We start from the raw sequence: 21075 nt of genomic DNA, 5'->3' as shown, positions 1-21075 counted from the left end.
TAGCCGGTATGCCGAACAGCGGCACGCCGGGCCGAAGCGGCCGAGCACAGCAGTAACGGTCTACCCCTCCGGGAGGGACACAGTGGAGTCTGGCGCGGCGACGCGTGGCACGAAGACGCGCGCGAAAGGCGGACCGTCCCTGGGCAGGCGCGGCGACACCACCACCGTGGACACGGCTGCCCTGAACCGGCTGCTGGCGGCGCTCGTCTCGATGCGCGACGGGAACTTCCGCAAGCGGCTCACCGTCTCCGGTGACGGTGTGATGTCGGAGATCGCGGCCGTCTTCAACGAGGTGGCCGACCGGAACCTGCACCTCACCGGCGAGCTGTCCCGGGTACGGCGGATGGTGGGTCGTGAGGGCAAGCTCACGGAGCGGCTGGAGACGGGGGCCTGCGAGGGCTCCTGGGCGGCGGCGATCGACGCCTCCAACGCCCTGGTCGACGATCTGGTGTGGCCGGTGTCCGAGGTCGGCCGGGTGCTCACGGCGGTCGCCGAGGGCGATCTGTCGCCCCGGATGGAGCTGCGGACGCAGGCCCCGGACGGCGGGACCGGGCACCCGTTGCGGGGCGAGTTCCTGAAGGTCGGCCGTACCGTCAACAACCTGGTCGACCAGCTGTCGACGTTCACGGACGAGGTCACGCGCGTGGCCAGCGAGGTCGGCACCGAGGGCAAGCTCGGCGGTCAGGCCCGGGTGCGCGGTATGTCCGGTTCGTGGAAGGACCTGACCGAGTCCGTCAACACCATGGCGCGGCAGCTCACCGCGCAGGTGCGCGACATCGCGCTGGTGACGACGGCGGTGGCCCGGGGCGATCTGTCGCGCAAGGTCACCGTGCAGGTCGCCGGCGAGATGCTGGAGCTGAAGAACACCGTCAACACGATGGTGGAGCAGCTGTCGTCGTTCTCCGTCGAGGTGACCCGGGTGGCCCGCGAGGTGGGCACCGAGGGCATCCTGGGCGGTCAGGCGCAGGTGCCGGGCGTGGCCGGTGTGTGGAAGGAGCTGACCGACTCCGTCAACACGATGGCCGGCAACCTGACGGCCCAGGTGCGCGGCATCTCGCAGGTCACGACCGCGGTCGCCAACGGCGATCTGTCGCAGAAGGTGACGGTTCCGGCGCGCGGCGAGGTGGCGCAGCTCGCCGAGACGATCAACCAGATGACCGAGACGCTGCGGATCTTCGCGGACGAGGTCACGCGCGTGGCGAACGAGGTCGGCGCGGAGGGCCGGCTGGGCGGTCAGGCGAACGTGCCGGGGGCCGCCGGCACCTGGAAGGACCTGACGGACTCCGTCAACACGGTCTTCCGGAACCTGACCACGCAGGTCCGCGACATCGCCACCGTGACGACGGCCGTGGCCAACGGTGATCTGTCGCAGAAGGTCACGGTCGACGTGGCCGGCGAGATGCTGGAGCTGAAGAACACCGTCAACGGGATGGTGGACCAGCTGTCGGCGTTCGGCGCCGAGGTGACGCGGGTCGCGCGGGAGATCGGCGTCGAGGGCGAGCTGGGCGGCCAGGCGCAGGTGCCGGGCGCGGCCGGCGCCTGGAAGGACCTGACGGACTCCGTCAACACCGCGTTCCGCAACCTCACCGGCCAGGTGCGCAACATCGCCCAGGTGACGACGGCGGTGGCGAACGGTGATCTGTCGCAGAAGGTCACGGTCGACGTCTCCGGCGAGATGCTGCAGCTGAAGAACACCGTCAACACGATGGTGGACCAGCTGTCGAGCTTCGCCGACCAGGTCACGCGGATGGCCCGGGACGTGGGTACGGAGGGCCGCCTCGGCGGTCAGGCCCGGGTGGACGGCGTGTCGGGCACCTGGAAGGAGCTGACGGACTCCGTCAACTTCATGGCCGGGAACCTGACGTCGCAGGTGCGGCAGATCGCCCAGGTGACGACGGCGGTGGCGCGCGGCGACCTGTCGCAGAAGATCGACGTCGACGCGCGCGGCGAGATCCTCGAGCTGAAGAACACGATCAACACGATGGTCGACCAGCTGTCCGCCTTCGCCGACCAGGTGACCCGGGTCGCCCGTGACGTGGGTACCGAGGGCCGCCTCGGCGGGCAGGCGCAGGTGCCCGGCGTCGCCGGTGTGTGGCGGGACCTGACCGACTCCGTGAACGGCATGGCCGGGAACCTGACGGCCCAGGTGCGCAACATCGCGCAGGTGGCCACCGCCGTGGCCCGCGGTGACCTCTCGCAGAAGATCACCGTGGACGCGCGCGGGGAGATCCTGGAGCTGAAGAACACCCTGAACACGATGGTGGACCAGCTGTCGTCGTTCGCCCAGGAGGTCACGCGTGTGGCCCGTGAGGTGGGTACGGAGGGCATCCTCGGCGGTCAGGCCGAGGTGCAGGGTGTCTCCGGCACCTGGAAGGACCTCACGCAGTCCGTGAACTTCATGGCGAACAACCTGACCATCCAGGTGCGCAACATCGCCGAGGTCACGACCGCGGTCGCCAAGGGCGACCTGTCGAAGAAGATCACTGTTGACGCGAAGGGCGAGATCCTCGAGCTCGTCACGACGGTCAACACCATGGTCGATCAGCTGTCCAGCTTCGCCGAGCAGGTGACCCGGGTGGCCCGTGAGGTGGGCACCGAGGGCATCCTGGGCGGCCAGGCGCACGTGCCGGGCGTCACCGGCATCTGGAAGGACCTGAGCAACAACGTCAACCTGATGGCCAACAACCTGACCATGCAGGTGCGGAACATCTCGCAGGTCGCCTCGGCCGTCGCCAACGGCGACCTGACGCGGCAGGTGACGATCGAGGCGCGCGGTGAGGTGGCGCAGCTCGCCGACACCATCAACATCATGGTCAAGACGCTGAGTTCGTTCGCCGACCAGGTCACCAAGGTGGCCCGTGAGGTGGGCACGGACGGCATCCTGGGCGGCCAGGCGCACGTGCCGGGCGTGGCCGGGACCTGGAAGGACCTGACCGAGTCCGTGAACCAGATGGCGTCCAACCTGACCGGTCAGGTGCGCAACATCGCCATGGTGACCACGGCGATCGCCAAGGGCGACCTGACGAAGAAGATCGACATCGACGCCCGCGGCGAGATCCTCGAGCTGAAGACGACGATCAACACGATGGTCGACCAGCTGTCCAGCTTCGCCGAGGAGGTCACGCGCGTGGCCCGCGAGGTGGGCACCGAGGGACAGCTCGGCGGCCAGGCACGCGTGCGTGACGTCGACGGCACCTGGCGGGACCTGACCGAGTCCGTGAACGAGATGGCCGGGAACCTGACCCGGCAGGTGCGTGCCATCGCGCGCGTGGCGACCGCGGTGACCCGCGGCGACCTGAACCTGAAGATCGACGTCGACGCGTCCGGCGAGATCCAGGAACTGCAGGACTACATCAACAAGATGATCGCCAACCTGCGCGACACCACGATCGCCAACAAGGAGCAGGACTGGCTCAAGGGCAACCTGGCCCGCATCTCCGGCCTCATGCAGGGCCGCCGGGACCTGGAGGACGTGGCCTCGCTGATCATGAGCGAGCTGACGCCGGTGGTGTCCGCGCAGCACGGCGCGTTCTTCCTGGCGATGCCGCTCATGGAGGGCAAGGACGTCGGTGACGGCGAGGACAACTACGAGCTGCGGATGCTCGGCTCGTACGGCTACTCGATGGGCTCCATGCCGACGTCGTTCCGGCCCGGTGAGGGGCTGATCGGCACGGCCGCCCAGGAGAAGCGCACGATCCTGGTGGACAAGGCGCCCAGCGGCTATCTGAAGATCTCCTCCGGCCTCGGCGAGGCCCCGCCGGCGCAGGTGATCGTGCTGCCGGTGCTGTTCGAGGGCAACGTGCTCGGCGTGATCGAGCTGGCCTCCTTCACGCCGTTCACGCAGATCCAGAAGGACTTCCTCAACCAGATCGCCGAGATGATCGCGACCAGCGTCAACACGATCTCGGTCAACACCAAGACCGAGCAGCTGCTGAAGCAGTCGCAGGAGCTGACCGAGCAACTCAGGGAGCGCTCGGAGGAGCTGGAGAACCGTCAGAAGGCGCTGCAGGCCTCCAACGCCGAACTGGAGGAGAAGGCCGAGCTGCTGGCCCGGCAGAACCGCGACATCGAGGTGAAGAACACCGAGATCGAGGAGGCCCGGCAGGTCCTGGAGGAGCGCGCCGAGCAGCTCGCGGTGTCGATGCGCTACAAGAGCGAGTTCCTCGCCAACATGTCGCACGAGCTGCGTACGCCGCTCAACTCGCTGCTGATTCTGGCCAAGTTGCTCGCCGACAACGCCGAGGGCAACCTCTCGCCGAAGCAGGTGGAGTTCGCCGAGACCATCCACGGCGCCGGCTCCGACCTGCTGCAGCTGATCAACGACATCCTCGACCTGTCGAAGGTCGAGGCGGGCAAGATGGACGTCTCGCCGACGCGTATCGCGCTCGTCCAGCTTGTGGACTACGTGGAGGCCACCTTCCGGCCGCTGACCGCGGAGAAGGGCCTGGACCTGTCCGTACGGGTCTCCCCGGAGCTGCCCGCCACCCTGCACACCGACGAGCAGCGGCTGCTGCAGGTGCTGCGCAACCTGCTGTCGAACGCGGTGAAGTTCACCGACTCCGGGTCGGTGGAGCTGGTGATCAGGCCGGCCGGCGCGGACGTGCCGGCGGGCATCCGGGAGCAGTTGCTGGAGGCGGGGTCGCTGACCGATCCGGACGCGCCGCTGATCGCGTTCTCGGTGACCGACACCGGCATCGGCATCGCGGCCAGCAAGATGCGGGTGATCTTCGAGGCGTTCAAGCAGGCGGACGGCACGACCAGCCGCAAGTACGGCGGCACCGGCCTCGGCCTGTCCATCTCCCGGGAGATCGCCCAGCTGCTCGGCGGCGAGATCCACGCGCAGAGCGAGCCGGGCCGCGGCTCGACGTTCACGCTGTACCTGCCGCTGCACCCGAGCGAGCTGCCGCCGCAGGGCTACCAGCAGTCCGTGCCGCCGCTGGGGGCCGGCGAGCTGGTCGCCTCGACGACGGAGCAGTCCTCGGAGCTGTCCGCCGTGGAGATCGAGACGCCGGCCGAGGTGAAGTCGTACCGGGAGACGCAGAACGGACCCGCGGCCCTCTTCCGGCGCCGGCGCCGGGGCCTGCCGCAGGGCGAGCAGCGGGCCGAGCACTGGTCGGCGCCCGAGCAGGAGAGCACGCCGCAGTCCGCGCACGGGGTGCGGTTCGCCGGCGAGAAGGTGCTGATCGTCGACGACGACATCCGCAACGTGTTCGCGCTGACCAGCGTCCTGGAGCAGCACGGCCTGTCGGTGCTGTACGCCGAGAACGGCCGTGAGGGCATCGAGGTGCTGGAGCAGCACGACGACGTGGCGGTCGTGCTGATGGACATCATGATGCCGGAGATGGACGGGTACGCGACGACCACGGCGATCCGCAGGATGCCGCAGTTCGCCGGGCTGCCGATCATCGCGCTGACCGCGAAGGCGATGAAGGGCGACCGGGAGAAGGCGATCGAGTCGGGCGCCTCCGACTACGTCACCAAGCCGGTCGACCCGGACCATCTGCTGGCGGTGATGCAGCAGTGGATGGGGGAGAAGTGACGAGATCGGCGCACCGGGACGTGAACGCCGGGGGAACCCTTGGCGTGGGTCGGGAGTTGCCCACTTGAGCCGAGGGCGCCGGTACGACTTAAGGTGGCCTGCGGACGCAGGGGAATGCGGGATTCCGGGAACCGACCCGGGTCCCGCCGCGTTTCCCCTATGTGCACAGTGACATCGCGGTGACAGGGTGTGTCGACAGGCGGGGTGCGGCTACGATGACCGGCACAAGGACGGGCGGCGAAAGGGAGTCGTCCCCTGGGGCGGCGCCCGGTGTACCGCCGGGGCGAGGAGGGCGGGCCATGGTGCAGAAGGCCAAGATCCTCCTGGTCGATGACCGGCCGGAGAATCTGCTGGCGCTGGAGGCGATCCTCTCTGCGCTCGATCAGACGCTGGTGCGGGCATCGTCCGGGGAGGAAGCGCTCAAGGCACTGCTCACGGACGATTTCGCGGTCATTCTGCTGGACGTCCAGATGCCGGGCATGGACGGTTTCGAGACGGCGGCGCACATCAAGCGGCGGGAGCGGACCCGGGACATCCCGATCATCTTCCTCACGGCGATCAACCACGGCCCGCACCACACCTTCCGGGGCTATGCGGCGGGCGCGGTGGACTACATCTCCAAGCCGTTCGACCCGTGGGTGCTGCGCGCGAAGGTCTCGGTGTTCGTCGAGCTGTACATGAAGAACTGCCAACTGCGCGAGCAGGCGGCGCTGCTGCGGCTGCAGTTGGAGGGCGGCGGCAAGGGCGCGGTCGGCGGCAAGGAGTCCGCGGGGCTGCTGGCCGAGCTGTCCGCGCGGCTCGCGGCCGTCGAGGAGCAGGCCGAGGCGCTGTCCAAGCAGTTGGACGACGACTCGGCGGACGCGGCGGCGGTGGCCACGGCGGCCCATCTGGAGCGCAAACTCACCGGGCTGCGGCGCGCCCTGGACGCCCTGGAGCCGGGCGCAGGCACCGGCGGCTCGTCGATGCCGGCGCAGAACTGACGTACGTCCGGTCGGCGGTGCCCGTGAGCGTGCGTCAGTTCCGGTCCTGCGCAAGGGCGACACGAACGGGTGAAGCTGTGGGCACACGTGTCCGCTGTCGTCTCCCCCGGTAACCTCACACCCATGGCCTCACGTCCCTCCGCAGCCAAGAAGCAGCCCGCCAGGAAGGCGGCCGCTCCCTCGAAGGCTCCGGCGAGGAAGGCCGCAGCGAAAAAGGCCCCGGCCAAGAAGGCGCCCGCCAAGAAGGCCCCGGCGAAGAAGGCCGCGCCGCCGAAGCCGGTGCCCAGCCCCACCGGGGGCGTGTACCGGCTCGTGCGCGCCCTCTGGCTGGGCCTGGCGCACGCCGTCGGCGCCGTCTTCCGCGGCATAGGGCAGGGCGCGAAGAACCTCGACCCCGCCCATCGCAAGGACGGCATCGCGCTGCTGCTGTTCGGCATCGCACTGATCGTCGCCGCCGGCACCTGGGCGGACCTGAAGGGCCCGGTCGGCGACCTCGTGGAGATCCTGGTCACCGGCGCCTTCGGTCGGCTCGACCTGCTGGTGCCGATTCTGCTCGGGGTGATCGCCGTACGGCTCATCCGGCACCCGGAGCGGCCGGAGGCCAACGGGCGGATCGTGATCGGCCTGTCCGCGCTCGTCATCGGCGTGCTCGGGCAGGTCCACATCGCCTGCGGCTCGCCCGCCCGCAGCGACGGCATGCAGGCCATAAGGGACGCCGGCGGCCTCATCGGCTGGGCGGCGGCCACTCCGCTGACGTACACGATGACCGACGTCCTCGCCGTACCCCTGCTGGTGCTGCTGACGATCTTCGGGCTGCTCGTGGTGACCGCCACCCCGGTCAACGCCATCCCGCAGCGGCTGCGCACCCTCGGCGTACGCCTGGGCGTGCTGCACGACCACGAGACGTACGAGTACACCGAGGACGACGAGCGCTACGACGACCAGTGGCGCGAGGCGCTGCCCGCGCGCCCGCGCAAGCGCTCCTCCGCCCCCAGGGCGTACGACCCCGACGGCGCCGAGGAGGAGGCCCTCTCGCAGCGCCGCGGCCGCCCCAGGCGCTCCGCGGTGCCCCAGCCCGATCCGCAGCGCCGGATGGACGCCGTGGACGTCGCGGCGGCCGCGGCGGCGGCGCTCGACGGAGCGGTGCTGCACGGCATGCCGCCGTCCCCGCTGGTCGCCGACCTCACCCAGGGCGTCAGCGTCGGCGACCGCGAGGAGACGACCCCGGTACCGGTCCCCGCGCCGGAGCCGGCCCCCGCGGCCGAACCGGCACCCGAGCCCTCGCCGGTCCCGGCCGCGCGCCCCAAGCAGGAGAAGCTCCCGGCCGGCACCGTCCCCGACCTGACCAAGAAGGCCCCCGAGCAGCCACGCGACCTGCCCGCGCGCGCGGAGCAGCTCCAGCTCTCCGGGGACATCACCTACGCGCTGCCGTCGCTGGACCTGCTCACCCGCGGCGGCCCCGGCAAGGCGCGCAGCGCCGCGAACGACGCGGTCGTCGCCTCGCTCACCCAGGTCTTCACCGAGTTCAAGGTCGACGCGCGCGTCACCGGCTTCACCCGCGGCCCGACGGTCACCCGCTACGAGGTGGAACTCGGCCCCGCCGTGAAGGTCGAGCGGATCACCGCGCTGACCAAGAACATCGCGTACGCCGTCGCCAGCCCGGACGTGCGGATCATCAGCCCCATCCCCGGCAAGTCCGCGGTCGGCATCGAGATCCCGAACACCGACCGGGAGATGGTCAACCTCGGCGACGTGCTGCGCCTCGCGGAGTCCGCCGAGGACGACGACCCGATGCTGGTCGCCTTCGGCAAGGACGTCGAGGGCGGGTACGTGATGCACTCGCTGGCGAAGATGCCGCACATGCTGGTCGCCGGCGCCACCGGCTCCGGCAAGTCGTCCTGCATCAACTGCCTGATCACCTCGGTCATGATGCGGGCGACCCCTGAGGACGTCCGGATGATCCTGGTCGACCCCAAGCGCGTCGAGCTGACCGCCTACGAGGGCATCCCGCACCTGATCACGCCGATCATCACCAACCCCAAGCGGGCGGCCGAGGCCCTGCAGTGGGTCGTACGCGAGATGGACCTGCGCTACGACGACCTCGCGGCCTACGGCTTCCGGCACATCGACGACTTCAACCAGGCCGTCCGCGAGGGCAAGGTCAAGCCGCCCGAGGGCAGCGAGCGGGAACTGCAGCCGTACCCGTATCTGCTGGTGATCGTGGACGAGCTGGCCGACCTGATGATGGTCGCCCCGCGCGACGTGGAGGACGCGATCGTGCGCATCACCCAGCTCGCGCGCGCGGCCGGCATCCACCTGGTGCTCGCCACCCAGCGTCCGTCGGTGGACGTGGTCACCGGTCTGATCAAGGCCAACGTGCCCTCCCGGCTGGCCTTCGCCACCTCCTCGCTCGCCGACTCCCGGGTCATCCTCGACCAGCCCGGCGCCGAGAAGCTGATCGGCAAGGGCGACGGCCTGTTCCTGCCGATGGGCGCGAACAAGCCGACCCGTATGCAGGGCGCGTTCGTCACCGAGGCCGAGATCGCCGCCGTCGTCCGGCACTGCAAGGAGCAGATGGCGCCGGTGTTCCGGGACGACGTCACGGTCGGCAGCAAGCAGAAGAAGGAGATCGACGAGGACATCGGCGACGACCTCGACCTGCTGTGCCAGGCGGCCGAGCTGGTCGTCTCCACCCAGTTCGGGTCGACCTCGATGCTCCAGCGCAAGCTGCGCGTCGGCTTCGCCAAGGCCGGGCGGCTCATGGACCTCATGGAGTCCCGCAACATCGTCGGGCCCAGCGAGGGATCCAAGGCTCGTGACGTTCTTGTGAAGCCTGACGAGCTGGACGGCGTGCTCGCCATGATTCGCGGGGAGTCTGAGGGGTAGGGCGGACGGCCGCCCGGCGGACGCCGGGACGCCGGGTGGCAGACCGTCGTGATCCACCCGTTAGGGATCGGTGAGCAACCGTTTCCCTGCGTCGTACGTCCAGTTGAGCGAAAGGACAGTTGGGGGTCCCACCATGGGGTACCTGCCTGTCCAATCATAGGAATGTCCGGCCGTTCCTATGGTCTGCAAAGTCCCACCCGCCCGGTTGCCCCACCCTTTCGTACCCCCCCTAGACTGAGCTTCCAGCACAGGTGGCTACACGCTCGAAAGGCGCCCCCGTGTCCATCGGCAACTCCCCTGAAGACGAGCGTCCGTTCCCAGACGAGTCCCAGGAAGCCCGCGTCTCCGTGGGCCGTGCCCTGCAGCAGGCGCGGATCGCGGCCGGGCTCACCGTGGACGATGTCAGCAGCGCCACTCGTGTCCGTATCGCCGTCATCCACGCCATCGAGGCGGACGACTTCGCCCCGTGCGGCGGCGATGTGTACGCCCGCGGGCACATCCGCACGCTGGCCAAGGCCGTCCACCTCGATCCCGCACCGCTGATCGCCCAGTACGACGCCGAGCACGGCGGCCGGCCCGCGCCCACGCCGGCGGCGCCCCTGTTCGAGGCCGAGCGGATCCGGCCGGAGCGGCGGGGGCCGAACTGGACCGCCGCCATGGTCGCCGCGATCGTCGTGGTGATCGGCTTCGTCGGCTTCACCGCCGTCAAGGGCGGCGGCTCCGGCAGTGATGCCAAGTCGCAGGTCGCCCAGGGCGGCACGTCCGCCGCGAGCAAGTCGCCCTCGCCGCGGCCGAGGAAGTCCAAGCCCGCCACCCCGAGCCCCGCACCCTCCGACAGCGCCATCGCCGCCGCGCCCCAGGACAAGGTGACCGTCCAGGTCAGCGCGCCGAACGGACGCAGCTGGATCTCCGCCAAGGACCACAACGGCCGGATGCTCTTCGACGGGCTGCTGAACAAGGGCGACTCCAAGACCTTCCAGGACAGCTCCAAGATCAACCTGATCCTGGGCGACGCCGGGGCGATCGAGCTGTACGTCAACGGCAAGAAGATCGACGACAAGTTCCAGCCGGGCCAGGTCGAGCGCCTCACCTACACCAAGGGCGACCCGGTGGCGGGCTGAGCGGTACTTCGGGGCGGAGCGAGTGTGACGGGGTCGGCCAACCCCGTCGACGTGGGCTGTCAGTGAGACGAAGTAGTCTTGAGCCCATGCCTGAACGCCGTACCGTCGCACTCGTCACTCTTGGCTGCGCCCGCAACGAGGTGGACTCGGAGGAGCTCGCAGGCCGTTTGGAGGCGGACGGCTGGCAGCTCGTCGAGGACGCCGCGGACGCCGACGTCGCCGTCGTCAACACGTGCGGCTTCGTCGAAGCCGCGAAGAAGGACTCCGTCGACGCCCTCCTCGAGGCCAACGACCTCAAGAGCCACGGCAGAACCCAGGCCGTCGTGGCGGTGGGCTGCATGGCCGAGCGGTACGGCAAGGAGCTGGCCCAGGCGCTGCCCGAGGCGGACGGCGTGCTCGGCTTCGACGACTACGCGGACATCTCCGACCGTCTGCAGACCATCCTGTCCGGCGGCATCCACGCCTCCCACACCCCGCGCGACCGCCGCAAGCTGCTCCCGATCAGCCCCGCCGAGCGCCAGGAGTCGGCCGCGGCGGTCGCCCTTCCGGGGCACGGCCCGGCCGACCTGCCGGAGGGCGTCGCGCCCGCCTCGGGGCCCCGCGCGCCGCTGCGCCGGCGCCTGGACGGCTCCCCGGTCGCCTCGGTGAAGCTGGCCTCCGGCTGCGACCGGCGCTGCTCCTTCTGCGCCATCCCGTCCTTCCGGGGCTCCTTCATCTCCCGCCGCCCCAGCGACGTGCTGAACGAGACGCGCTGGCTGGCCGAGCAGGGCGTGAAGGAGATCATGCTGGTCTCCGAGAACAACACCTCCTACGGCAAGGACCTGGGCGACATCCGCCTGCTGGAGTCCCTGCTGCCGGAGCTGGCCGAGGTCGACGGCATCGAGCGGGTCCGGGTCAGCTATCTGCAGCCGGCCGAGATGCGCCCGGGCCTGATCGACGTACTGACCTCGACCCCCAAGGTCGCGCCGTACTTCGACCTGTCCTTCCAGCACTCCGCGCCCGACGTGCTGCGCGCCATGCGCCGCTTCGGCGACACCGACCGCTTCCTGGAACTGCTCGACACCATCCGCTCCAAGGCCCCCGAGGCCGGCGTGCGGTCCAACTTCATCGTCGGCTTCCCCGGCGAGAGCGAGGCGGACCTGGCCGAGCTGGAGCGCTTCCTGAACGGCGCCCGCCTGGACGCCATCGGTGTCTTCGGCTACTCCGACGAGGAGGGCACGGAGGCGGCGACGTACGACAACAAGCTGGACGAGGACGTCGTCGCCGAGCGCCTGGCCCACATCTCCCGGCTCGCCGAGGAACTCGTCTCGCAGCGCGCCGAGGACCGCGTCGGGGAAACGGTGCGCGTGCTGGTCGAGTCCGTCGACGAGGAAGAGGGCGTGTACGGCCGTGCCGCGCACCAGGCGCCCGAGACCGACGGACAGGTTCTGCTCACGAACGGCGAGGGCCTGAGCGTCGGACGTATGGTCGAGGCGAAGGTGGTCGGTACGGAAGGTGTCGACCTGGTGGCCGAGCCGCTGACCGGCTCGCTCGCGTGTAGTGAGGAGGCGGGCAGATGACCGGAATCCCGGCATCCGCCGCGGGCGGCTCCTCCGGCGCGCACGGCGCCCGGGGGCCCGCCGCCCCCGCCGACGGCACACGGTCCGAGGCCTCCGGCTCCGCCCCGGGTCCCGGCAGCGGCGGCAAGCCCGCGCGCGGCGGGAAGATCGCGGCCGCGGCCGTCAACCAGGCGAGCGTCTGGAACGTCGCCAATCTGCTGACCATGCTCCGGCTGCTCCTGGTGCCCGGCTTCGTGGCGCTGATGCTGGCGAACGGCGGCTACGACCCGGCCTGGCGCTCGCTGGCCTGGGCCGCCTTCGCCATCGCCATGATCACTGACCTGTTCGACGGACATCTGGCGCGCACCTACAACCTGGTCACCGACTTCGGGAAGATCGCCGACCCCATCGCCGACAAGGCGATCATGGGAGCGGCGCTGATCTGTCTCTCGGCCCTGGGCGATCTGCCGTGGTGGGTGACGGCCGTCATCCTCGGCCGGGAACTCGGCATCACCCTGCTGCGTTTTCTGGTCATCCGCTACGGCGTGATCCCGGCCAGCCGCGGGGGCAAGCTCAAGACCCTCACCCAGGGCGTGGCGGTCGGGATGTACGTTCTGGCGCTGACGGGCTGGCTGGCCACTCTGAGGTTCTGGGTGATGGCCGTGGCGGTCGTCCTCACCGTCGCCACCGGTCTCGACTATGTAAGACAGGCCATTGTGCTGCGCAGGCAGGGAATCGCGGAGCGCGCCGCGGCGTTGGAGGAGAAGGAAGCGTGAGTTCGAAGGCCACCGAACTGGTGCGACTACTGACTGTGAGGGGCGAGACCCTCGCCGTCGCCGAGTCGCTCACCGGTGGCCTGGTGGCCGCGGAGATCACATCGGTTCCCGGAGGGTCCAAGGTGTTCCGGGGTTCGGTCACCGCCTACGCCACCGAACTGAAGCATGAGCTGCTGGGCGTCGACGCCACTCTGCTGGCCCAGCGAGGAGCGGTGGATCCGCAGGTCGCGGCCCAGATGGCCACCGGCGTACGGAAGGCTCTGGGCGCCGACTGGGGCCTCGCGACCACCGGAGTCGCCGGCCCCGAACCGCAGGACGGCAGGCCTGTCGGGACGGTCTTCGTGGCCGTCGACGGGCCGCTCACCTCGCGTCCCGGTTCTGCCGGTGGCGGAAAAGTGGAGACCCTGCGGTTGAACGGCAGCCGTGCGGAAATTCGTATGGAGAGTGTACGGAGCGTACTCGCACTGCTCCTCGAGCAGCTTGCGGGCGAACAGACTGGGAATGAGCGGGCACAGGATACGGAACGGAACGGGGGGTTTTGATGTTTGCAGCCCTGAGTGAACACGACATCGCTCCCCGCACGGCCGCGGCGCGAGGCGGTACGGTGGGGCGAGAAGGATGCGGCTACGCGGTCCGAGGAGGGAGCCACCGATGATCCTGCTCCGTCGCCTGCTGGGTGACGTGCTGCGTCGGCAGCGCCAACGCCAGGGCCGTACTCTGCGCGAAGTCTCCTCGTCCGCCCGAGTCTCACTCGGCTATCTCTCCGAGGTGGAGCGGGGGCAGAAGGAGGCTTCCTCCGAACTGCTCGCCGCCATCTGCGACGCGCTGGACGTACGGATGTCGGAACTCATGCGAGAAGTGAGCGACGAGCTGGCGCTCGCCGAGCTGGCCCAGTCCGCCGCGGCCACCGAGCCCGTGGCGACGCCGGTCCGGCCGATGCTGGGATCGGTGTCGGTGACCGGTGTGCCACCGGAACGGGTGACCATCAAGGCGCCCGCGGAGGCTGTGGACGTGGTCGCCGCGTGACGCACGCGCACGCGGCCTAGCGAACCGAGACATACGCGGCCCCGGCTGCGTGCCCCAGGGAAGACCTGGAGCAGGCAGCCGGGGCTTTCGCTTGCCCGGGTCTCCTGTGTGAGGTTCATCGCTTTTGCGTCCGTTTGCCGGGCTTGGGTGGGGCGGTCATGGTGGGAGGGACATGGCGGCGCCCCAGTACCGGAGGAAGCGGATGTACGTCGTGAAGAGCCCGTTGGCCGACGCGGACCTGAAGACGGTGGCCGAGGCGCTGCAGGGCGCCCTCGTTGACCTGGTCGACCTCGCCCTGGTCGCCAAGCAGATCCACTGGAACATCGTCGGACCCCGTTTCCGCTCCGTCCACCTGCAGCTCGACGAGGTCGTCGCCTCCGCGCGCACCCACTCCGACACGGTGGCCGAGCGGGCCTCGGCCCTGGGCGTACCGCCCGACGGACGCGCCGCCACGGTGGCCTCCGGCAGCGCCATCGCCATCACTCCGGCGGGCTGGATCAAGGACGGCGACGCGGTCCGGGCGATGGTGGACGCGCTCGGCGCGGTCATCACCCGGATGCGGGAGCGGGTGGCCGCGACCGGGGAGCCGGACCCGGTGACCCAGGACATCTTCATCGGGATCACCGCGGACCTGGAGAAGCACCACTGGATGTTCCAGGCGGAGAACGCCTAGGCCGGCGCCGCACGGGCCGGCTCGTGTGCACCGGTGAGCCCGCAGTGCGCCTCCCGCGCCGGGCGGGCGGCGGTCTAGCGTCCGGCAGGAGGTGGTGGCGCGCATGGTGGGGCGCACAGTGCGCTGGACGCTTCGGCTGGGACTCACGGCCGTGTGGTGGTGGGCCGGGCTGCGGCTCGCGCTCGGGCAGGGCCCGGGTGTGCTGGAAGGGGCCGTCGTGGCCGGCGGGTGGGGGCTGAGCGTGCTGCCGGTGCACTGCATGCCGGAGGCCCGGGCGGCCGGGGCGCTGCCCACGGGGAGCTGGGCGGCCGCCTGGCGGGTGAGGGGCGCCGGCAGGGCATCGCGGGGCCCTCGTCCGGGCGAAGTCTCTGACCCGCCGTGAACGCTGACGCGTCGGGGTGGGGTTCGGTCTGCTCAGCCGGTGAGGGACTGCCGGTGTGGGTTCGGTCTGCTTCAGCCGGTGCGGCGGGGATAGCGGTCCCGCCAGCGCTGCGGTGAACCGGGGCCCGGGGCCGGGCCCGTCTGGCAGGCGGGGCACCAGTAGGTGGGGCGTTCCTGGGAGCCGTCGCCCTGGTCGGCCACGCGGACCGGTGTGTGGCAGCGCAGGCAGGGGCGGCGTGCGCGGCCGTAGACGAACAGGTCGTGCCGGTGCAGGCCGGTGGTCTGCCGGACCGGGCGGTCGCGGTTCGCCTCCAGGAGTCTCTTGGCGAGCGCGGGCAGTTTCTCGGCGCGGTCCGCGGGCAGCGCGCCGACCGGGAGCCACGGGGTGACGCCCAGCAGGAAACAGAGTTCGTTCTTGTAGATGTTGCCGATGCCGGCGAGGTTGCGCTGGTCGAGCAGGGCTTCGCCGAGCGGGCGGGCGGGGTCCGCGAGGACGTTGGCGAGGGCGCGCTCGGGGTCCCAGTCGGGGCCGAGCAGGTCCGGTCCCAGATGGCCGACGACCCGCTCTTCCTCCCCGGTGCGCAGCAACTCCAGCACCTGGAGCCGGTATCCCACGGCCGTGCGGTCGGCCGTGCCGAGGATCGCCCGGATCTGGTGGGCCGGGCCGCCCCGCCAGCGCTCGCCGGTGCCGTACACCTTCCAGGCGCCCTCCATACGCAGATGCGTGTGGAGGGTCAGGCCGCCCTCGAACCGGGTGAGCAGGTGTTTGCCGCGCGGGATCGTGCTGAGCACGGTACGGCCCGTGAGGTCGACCGTCGCGTACTTCGGCACCCGGAAGTCGCTGCGGGTCAGCGCCTTGCCCGCGAGGGCCTCGTGCAGCCGCCGCGCGGCCTGCCAGACCGTGTCACCTTCGGGCATGCGTCAAGAGTGCCACGGGCGGCCAACAGGGGTGGGGCGGGACCAGCCTGCCTCTCCCGGGCGCGAGGGCGCCCCAAGGGCGAGCGGCGAGGCGGTGGTCATGGTCTCAGGCGCAGGCCGCGCGGTGTGGCCACGAAGCCCGCGGCTTCCAGAAGACTGCCTATGGGCGAGGTCAGCGCCTGGGCGCCGTTGATCCGCTCGACCGTGACCGTGCCGAGGGAGCCCGCGCGGGCCGCCGCGGCCAGGGCCTCCGCGGCCGTACGCAGCCGGGGGTCGTCCGCGGTCTCGGTGTCCGGCGTTTCGGGCCAGGCCAGCAGGGTCTTGCCGCCGCGCTCCATGTACAGGGTCAGCTCGCCGTCCACCAGGACGACCAGCGAGCCCGCCTTGCGGCCCGGTTTGTGACCGGCGCCGGTCGGCGGCTCGGGCCAGGACAGGGCGGCGCCGTAGGCGTTGGCGGGGTCGGCCGCGGCGAGGACGACGGCACGCGGGTCGGGCGCGGCCGTGCTCGGACGACCGCTGCCGTACCCGCGTGGCAGCGGTGAGCCGTAGGCCCCGGAGCCGCCTCCTCGGGGGCCGCCGTAGCCGGGGGTGGCGAAGGGGTCGGCGAGGTCGCAGGGCGAGACGTACTCGCCGGGCGCGGGCGGGGGGTCCGCCGGCGGCCAGGTGAAGTCGCCGTCGAGGCCGGGGTGGGCGAAACCGCCGTCCGACCCGTCGAAGGGCCCGGGGAGGGGGTGGCCGTGGGGTGTGCTCTCGGCGCCGGGGACACCGCCCCCGAACGCGGGCGCGGCGAAGCCGTTCGAGGGACCCGGGAAGCCGTTTCCGGCGGTGGTGCTCTCCCCGCGGTCACGGGCGTTGGACACCGCGCGGAGCCGGTCCACCGCGCCGTCCATCGCGAACTGGGCCGCGCCCAGGCCCTCGACCACATAGCCGCGCCGCGCCTGGCCGCTCTCCTCGAAGGCGGACAGCACGCGGTACACCGCCGAGAAGCCGCCCTCGATCCCCTCCGCGGCGACCGCCCCGCGGGTCACCACGCCGTGCCGGTCCAGCAGGGTGCGGGCCAGCGCGTGGGCGCGCACGGTGGCGTCCGGCTCGGCCGGGGGAAGCAGCGACCAGCGGCCGGCGACGGTGGGCGGGCCGCTACGGGAGGCGGTGCGGGCGGCGGCCGTCAGGGAGCCGTAGCGTCCGCGCGGGACGGCACGCCTGGCGCGGTGGGCGGTCGACCCCGCCGTACGGCCCGAGCCCAGCAGCGACCGCATCGGGGCGAGGGTGTCGTTGGTGAGCCGGCCCGACCAGGCCAGGTCCCAGAGCACATCGGCCAGTTGGGGATCGGTGGCCTCGGGGTGGGTGGTCGCGCGGACCTGGTCGGCGATCTGGCGGAAGAACAGGCCGTAGCCGCCGGACAGCGCGTCCAGCACGGACTGGTGCAGCGCGGTCAGCTCCAGGGGGTGGGGCGGCGGGAGCAGCAGGGGGGCCGCGTCCGCCAGATACAGGGAGACCCAGCCGTCCTTGCCGGGCAGGGCGCCCGCGCCCGCCCACAGCACCTCGCCGGCGGCGGTCAGCTCGTCGAGCATGGCGGGCGTGTAGTTCACCACGCGGGAGGGCAGGACGAGCTTCTCCAGCGCGGACGCCGGCACCGAGGCGCCTTGCAACTGCTCGATGGCGCGCACCAGTCCGTCGATCCCGCGCAGGCCGTGGCCCTTGCCGATGTGCTGCCACTGCGGCAGGAACTGGCCGAGCGCGGCCGGTGGCACGGGCTCCAGCTCATGGCGCAGGGCCGCCAGCGAACGGCGGCGCAGCCGGCGCAGTACGGCCGCGTCGCACCACTCCTGGCCGATGCCCGCCGGGTGGAACTCGCCCTGGACCACCCGGCCGTTGGCGGCCAGCCGCTGCAGCGCGCCCTCGGTGACCGCCACGCCCAGGCCGAAGCGGGCCGCCGCCGTGGCCGACGTGAACGGGCCGTGAGTGCGGGCGTACCGGGCGAGGAGATCGCCCAGCGGGTCCTTCACCGGCTCGGTGAAGGCCTCCGGCACGCCGACCGGCAGGGCCGTGCCCAGCGCGTCGCGCAGCCGGCCCGCGTCCTCGACCGCCGCCCAGTGGTCCGCGCCGGCGATCCGGACCTTGATGGCCCGGCGCGCACCGGCCAGCTCGCGCGCCCACTGCGGATCCGCGCCCCGCGCGACCAGCTCCGCGTCGGTGAGCGGACCGAGCAGCCGGAGCACGTCGGCGACGCCCTCCACGTCCTTGACCCGGCGGTCCTCGGTGAGCCACTGCAGCTCGCGCTCCAGCTCGGTCAGCACCTCGGCGTCGAGCAGCTCCCGCAGCTCCGCCTGGCCCAGCAGCTCCGCCAGCAGCCGGGAGTCCAGGGACAGGGCGGCGGCGCGGCGCTCGGCGAGCGGGGAGTCGCCCTCGTACAGGAACTGGGCGACGTACCCGAACAGCAGGGAGCGGGCGAACGGGGACGGCTCCGGGGTGGTGACCTCGACCAGGCGCACCTTGCGGGATTCGATGTCGCCCATCAGCTCCACGAGCCCGGGGACGTCGAAGACGTCCTGGAGGCACTCGCGCACCGCCTCAAGGACGATCGGGAAGGAGCCGAACTCGCTCGCCACCTGCAGGAGTTGGGCGGCGCGCTGGCGCTGCTGCCACAGCGGGGTGCGTTTGCCGGGGTTGCGGCGCGGCAGCAGCAGCGCCCGGGCGGCGCACTCGCGGAACCGGGAGGCGAACAGGGCGGACCCGCCGACCTGGTCGGTGACGATCTGGTCGACCTCGCCCTTGTCGAAGGCGACGTCCGCCGCGCCGACGGGCGCCTGCTCGCTGTCGTATTCGGTGCCCGCCTTCATGGGCTCCTGGTCGAGCAGGTCCAGCCCCATCAGATCGGCGTCGGGCAGGCGCAGCACGATGCCGTCGTCGGCGTGCATGACCTGTGCGTCCATGCCGTACCGCTCGGAGAGGCGGGCGCAGAGCGCCAGGGCCCACGGTGCGTGCACCTGGGCGCCGAAGGGGGAGTGGACGACGACCCGCCAGTCGCCCAGCTCGTCACGGAAGCGCTCCACGACGATGGTGCGGTCGTCCGGGACATGGCCGCAGGCCTCCCGCTGCTCGTCCAGGTACGACAGCACGTTGTCCGCCGCCCAGGCGTCCAGGCCCGCTGCCAGCAGTCGCAGCCGGGCGTCGTCCTTGGGCAGCGAGCCCACCTCGCGCAGGAACGCGCCCACCGCGCGGCCCAGTTCCAGCGGGCGGCCCAGCTGGTCGCCCTTCCAGAAGGGCAGCCGGCCGGGCACGCCGGGTGCGGGGGAGACCAGGACGCGGTCGCGGGTGATGTCCTCGATGCGCCAGGAACTGGTGCCCAGCGTGAAGACGTCGCCCACCCGGGACTCGTAGACCATCTCCTCGTCCAGCTCGCCGACCCGGCCGCCGCCCTTCTTGGGGTCGGAACCGGCGAGGAAGACCCCGAACAGGCCCCGGTCGGGGATCGTGCCGCCGGAGGTGACGGCGAGGCGCTGGGCGCCCGGGCGGCCGGTGATCGTGCCGGCCACGCGGTCCCACACCACGCGCGGGCGCAGCTCCGCGAACGCGTCCGACGGATAGCGGCCCGCGAGCATGTCGAGGACCGCGGTGAACGCCGACTCGGGCAGCGACGCGAAAGGGGCCGCGCGGCGGACCACGGTGAGCAGGTCGTCGAACTGCCAGGTGTCCAGCGCCGTCATGGCGACCAGCTGCTGCGCGAGCACGTCCAGCGGATTCGCGGGCACCCTCAGGGACTCGATCGACCCCGAGCGCATCCGCTCGGTGACCACCGCCGCCTGGACCAGGTCACCGCGGTACTTGGGGAAGACGACACCGGTGGAGACGGCCCCCACCTGGTGTCCCGCGCGGCCCACGCGCTGCAGCCCGGAGGCGACCGACGGCGGGGACTCGACCTGCACGACCAGGTCGACGGCGCCCATGTCGATGCCCAGCTCCAGGCTGGAGGTGGCGACCACCGCGGGCAGCCGGCCCGCCTTCAGATCCTCCTCCACCAGGGCACGCTGCTCCTTGGAGACCGAGCCGTGGTGCGCGCGGGCGATCACCGGGGGCGCGCCCTGGGCGGCGCCCGAGCCGCCCATCAGCTGGGCCGGGGAGTGGTGCTCGTCCAGGGTCTCGCCGGTCGCCCTCTCGTAGGCGATCTCGTTGAGCCGGTTGCACAGCCGCTCGGCGAGGCGACGGGAGTTGGCGAACACGATCGTGGACCGGTGGGCCTGCACCAGGTCGGCGATCCGCTCCTCGACATGGGGCCAGATCGACGGCTTCTCGCCGCCTTCGCCGGCGTCGGCCGCCGGGGAGCCGCCCAGCTCGCCCATGTCCTCGACCGGCACCACCACGGACAGGTCGAACTCCTTGCCGGACTCCGGCTGGACGATCTCCACCTTGCGGCGCGGCGAGAGATACCGGGCCACCTCGTCCACCGGGCGGACGGTCGCCGACAGGCCGATCCGGCGGGCCGGCCGCGGCAGCAGTTCGTCGAGCCGCTCCAGGGAGAGCGCGAGATGCGCGCCGCGCTTGGTGCCCGCGACCGCGTGCACCTCGTCCAGGATCACCGTCTCCACGCCCGTGAGCGCGTCACGCGTGGCCGAGGTCAGCATCAGGAACAGCGACTCGGGGGTGGTGATCAGGATGTCCGGCGGGCGGGTGGACAGGGCGCGCCGCTCGGCCGCCGGGGTGTCGCCGGAGCGGATACCCACCCGGACCTCGGGCTCCGGCAGGCCCAGGCGCACGGACTCCTGGCGGATGCCGGTCAGCGGGCTGCGCAGATTGCGCTCGACGTCGACCGCGAGGGCCTTCAGCGGGGACACGTACAGCACCCGGCAGCGCTTCTTCGGGTCGGCCGGGGGCGGGGTCGAGGCCAGCTGGTCCAGGGCGGCGAGGAACGCGGCCAGCGTCTTGCCCGAACCGGTCGGGGCCACCACCAGCACGTCCGAGCCCGCGCCGATGGCCTGCCACGCGCCGGCCTGGGCCGCGGTGGGCGCGGAGAAGGCCCCCGTGAACCAGCCGCGGGTCGCGGGGGAGAAGCCGTCGAGGGCTCGATGTGCGGAGCTGACCATGCGTCCATCCTGCACCCGGCCACTGACAATCACGCTGACCTGGGCAAATGCCGTCCGGTGAGGCTGGGCGGGGTCGGCCGGCGGACGCCCGGGCGGAGAATGGGGGCATGGCGGGTGCAGCAGGCCGGGATGAGGAGCGGATCCGCGGGGGTGCGG

12 protein-coding genes are annotated in these 21075 nt (G+C 71.5%); 10 read left to right on the top strand and 2 right to left on the bottom strand.

The features are described 5' to 3' along the window. Positions 1-82 precede the first annotated feature (82 nt). The 10 genes from OG956_RS09135 to OG956_RS09090 all read left to right on the top strand — a co-directional run bounded on the left by OG956_RS09135 (position 83) and on the right by OG956_RS09090 (position 14921). Entirely contained in the window at positions 83-5539 is a 5457-nt protein-coding gene (locus tag OG956_RS09135) for a HAMP domain-containing protein (RefSeq protein WP_330337453.1), read from the top strand. Positions 5540-5838: 299 nt separating this feature from the next. Continuing rightward, positions 5839-6519, top strand: coding sequence for a response regulator (locus OG956_RS09130; RefSeq protein WP_330337452.1), 681 nt, complete (start codon positions 5839-5841; stop codon positions 6517-6519). Between the two features lie 123 nt (positions 6520-6642). After that, the gene (locus OG956_RS09125; protein ID WP_330337451.1) at positions 6643-9405 is read left to right on the top strand and encodes a DNA translocase FtsK; all 2763 of its coding nucleotides are present in this window, start codon (positions 6643-6645) and stop codon (positions 9403-9405) included. A gap of 278 nt (positions 9406-9683) precedes the next feature. Continuing rightward, positions 9684-10526: a helix-turn-helix domain-containing protein gene (locus tag OG956_RS09120; protein ID WP_330337450.1), complete on the top strand. Its 843-nt coding sequence runs from the start codon at positions 9684-9686 to the stop codon at positions 10524-10526. An 86-nt stretch (positions 10527-10612) separates the two neighbouring features. Then, positions 10613-12085 (top strand): 30S ribosomal protein S12 methylthiotransferase RimO, encoded by a 1473-nt coding sequence (gene rimO / locus OG956_RS09115; RefSeq protein WP_330337449.1) that lies wholly within the window; start codon positions 10613-10615, stop codon positions 12083-12085. Continuing rightward, a complete protein-coding gene (gene pgsA, locus OG956_RS09110; RefSeq protein WP_330337448.1) occupies positions 12082-12840 on the top strand; it encodes a CDP-diacylglycerol--glycerol-3-phosphate 3-phosphatidyltransferase in 759 nt (252 codons plus the stop codon). The genes rimO and pgsA overlap by 4 nt, the downstream gene beginning before the upstream one ends. Then, positions 12837-13382, top strand: coding sequence for a CinA family protein (locus OG956_RS09105; protein WP_330337447.1), 546 nt, complete (start codon positions 12837-12839; stop codon positions 13380-13382). Before pgsA ends, OG956_RS09105 begins: the two co-directional genes overlap by 4 nt. Positions 13383-13491: 109 nt before the next feature. Next, positions 13492-13866, top strand: a complete 375-nt coding sequence (locus OG956_RS09100; protein WP_330337446.1) for a helix-turn-helix domain-containing protein — start codon at positions 13492-13494, stop codon at positions 13864-13866. Positions 13867-14068: 202 nt separating this feature from the next. Further along, a complete protein-coding gene (locus tag OG956_RS09095; protein ID WP_330342783.1) occupies positions 14069-14539 on the top strand; it encodes a Dps family protein in 471 nt (156 codons plus the stop codon). Between the two features lie 103 nt (positions 14540-14642). Then, entirely contained in the window at positions 14643-14921 is a 279-nt protein-coding gene (locus OG956_RS09090) for a hypothetical protein (protein ID WP_330337445.1), read from the top strand. Between the two features lie 71 nt (positions 14922-14992). Here OG956_RS09090 and OG956_RS09085 read toward each other — a convergent pair whose 3' ends face one another. Next, on the bottom strand, positions 14993-15838 hold the full coding sequence (locus tag OG956_RS09085) for an Fpg/Nei family DNA glycosylase (protein WP_330337444.1): 846 nt from the start codon (positions 15836-15838) through the stop codon (positions 14993-14995). A 98-nt stretch (positions 15839-15936) separates the two neighbouring features. Beyond that, entirely contained in the window at positions 15937-20919 is a 4983-nt protein-coding gene (locus OG956_RS09080) for an ATP-dependent helicase (protein ID WP_330337443.1), read from the bottom strand. Positions 20920-21075: the final 156 nt, after the last annotated feature.

This window comes from Streptomyces sp. NBC_00557, assembly GCF_036345995.1.
GTDB lineage: Bacteria > Actinomycetota > Actinomycetes > Streptomycetales > Streptomycetaceae > Streptomyces.
This window is presented reverse-complemented; position numbering and strand designations above follow the sequence as displayed.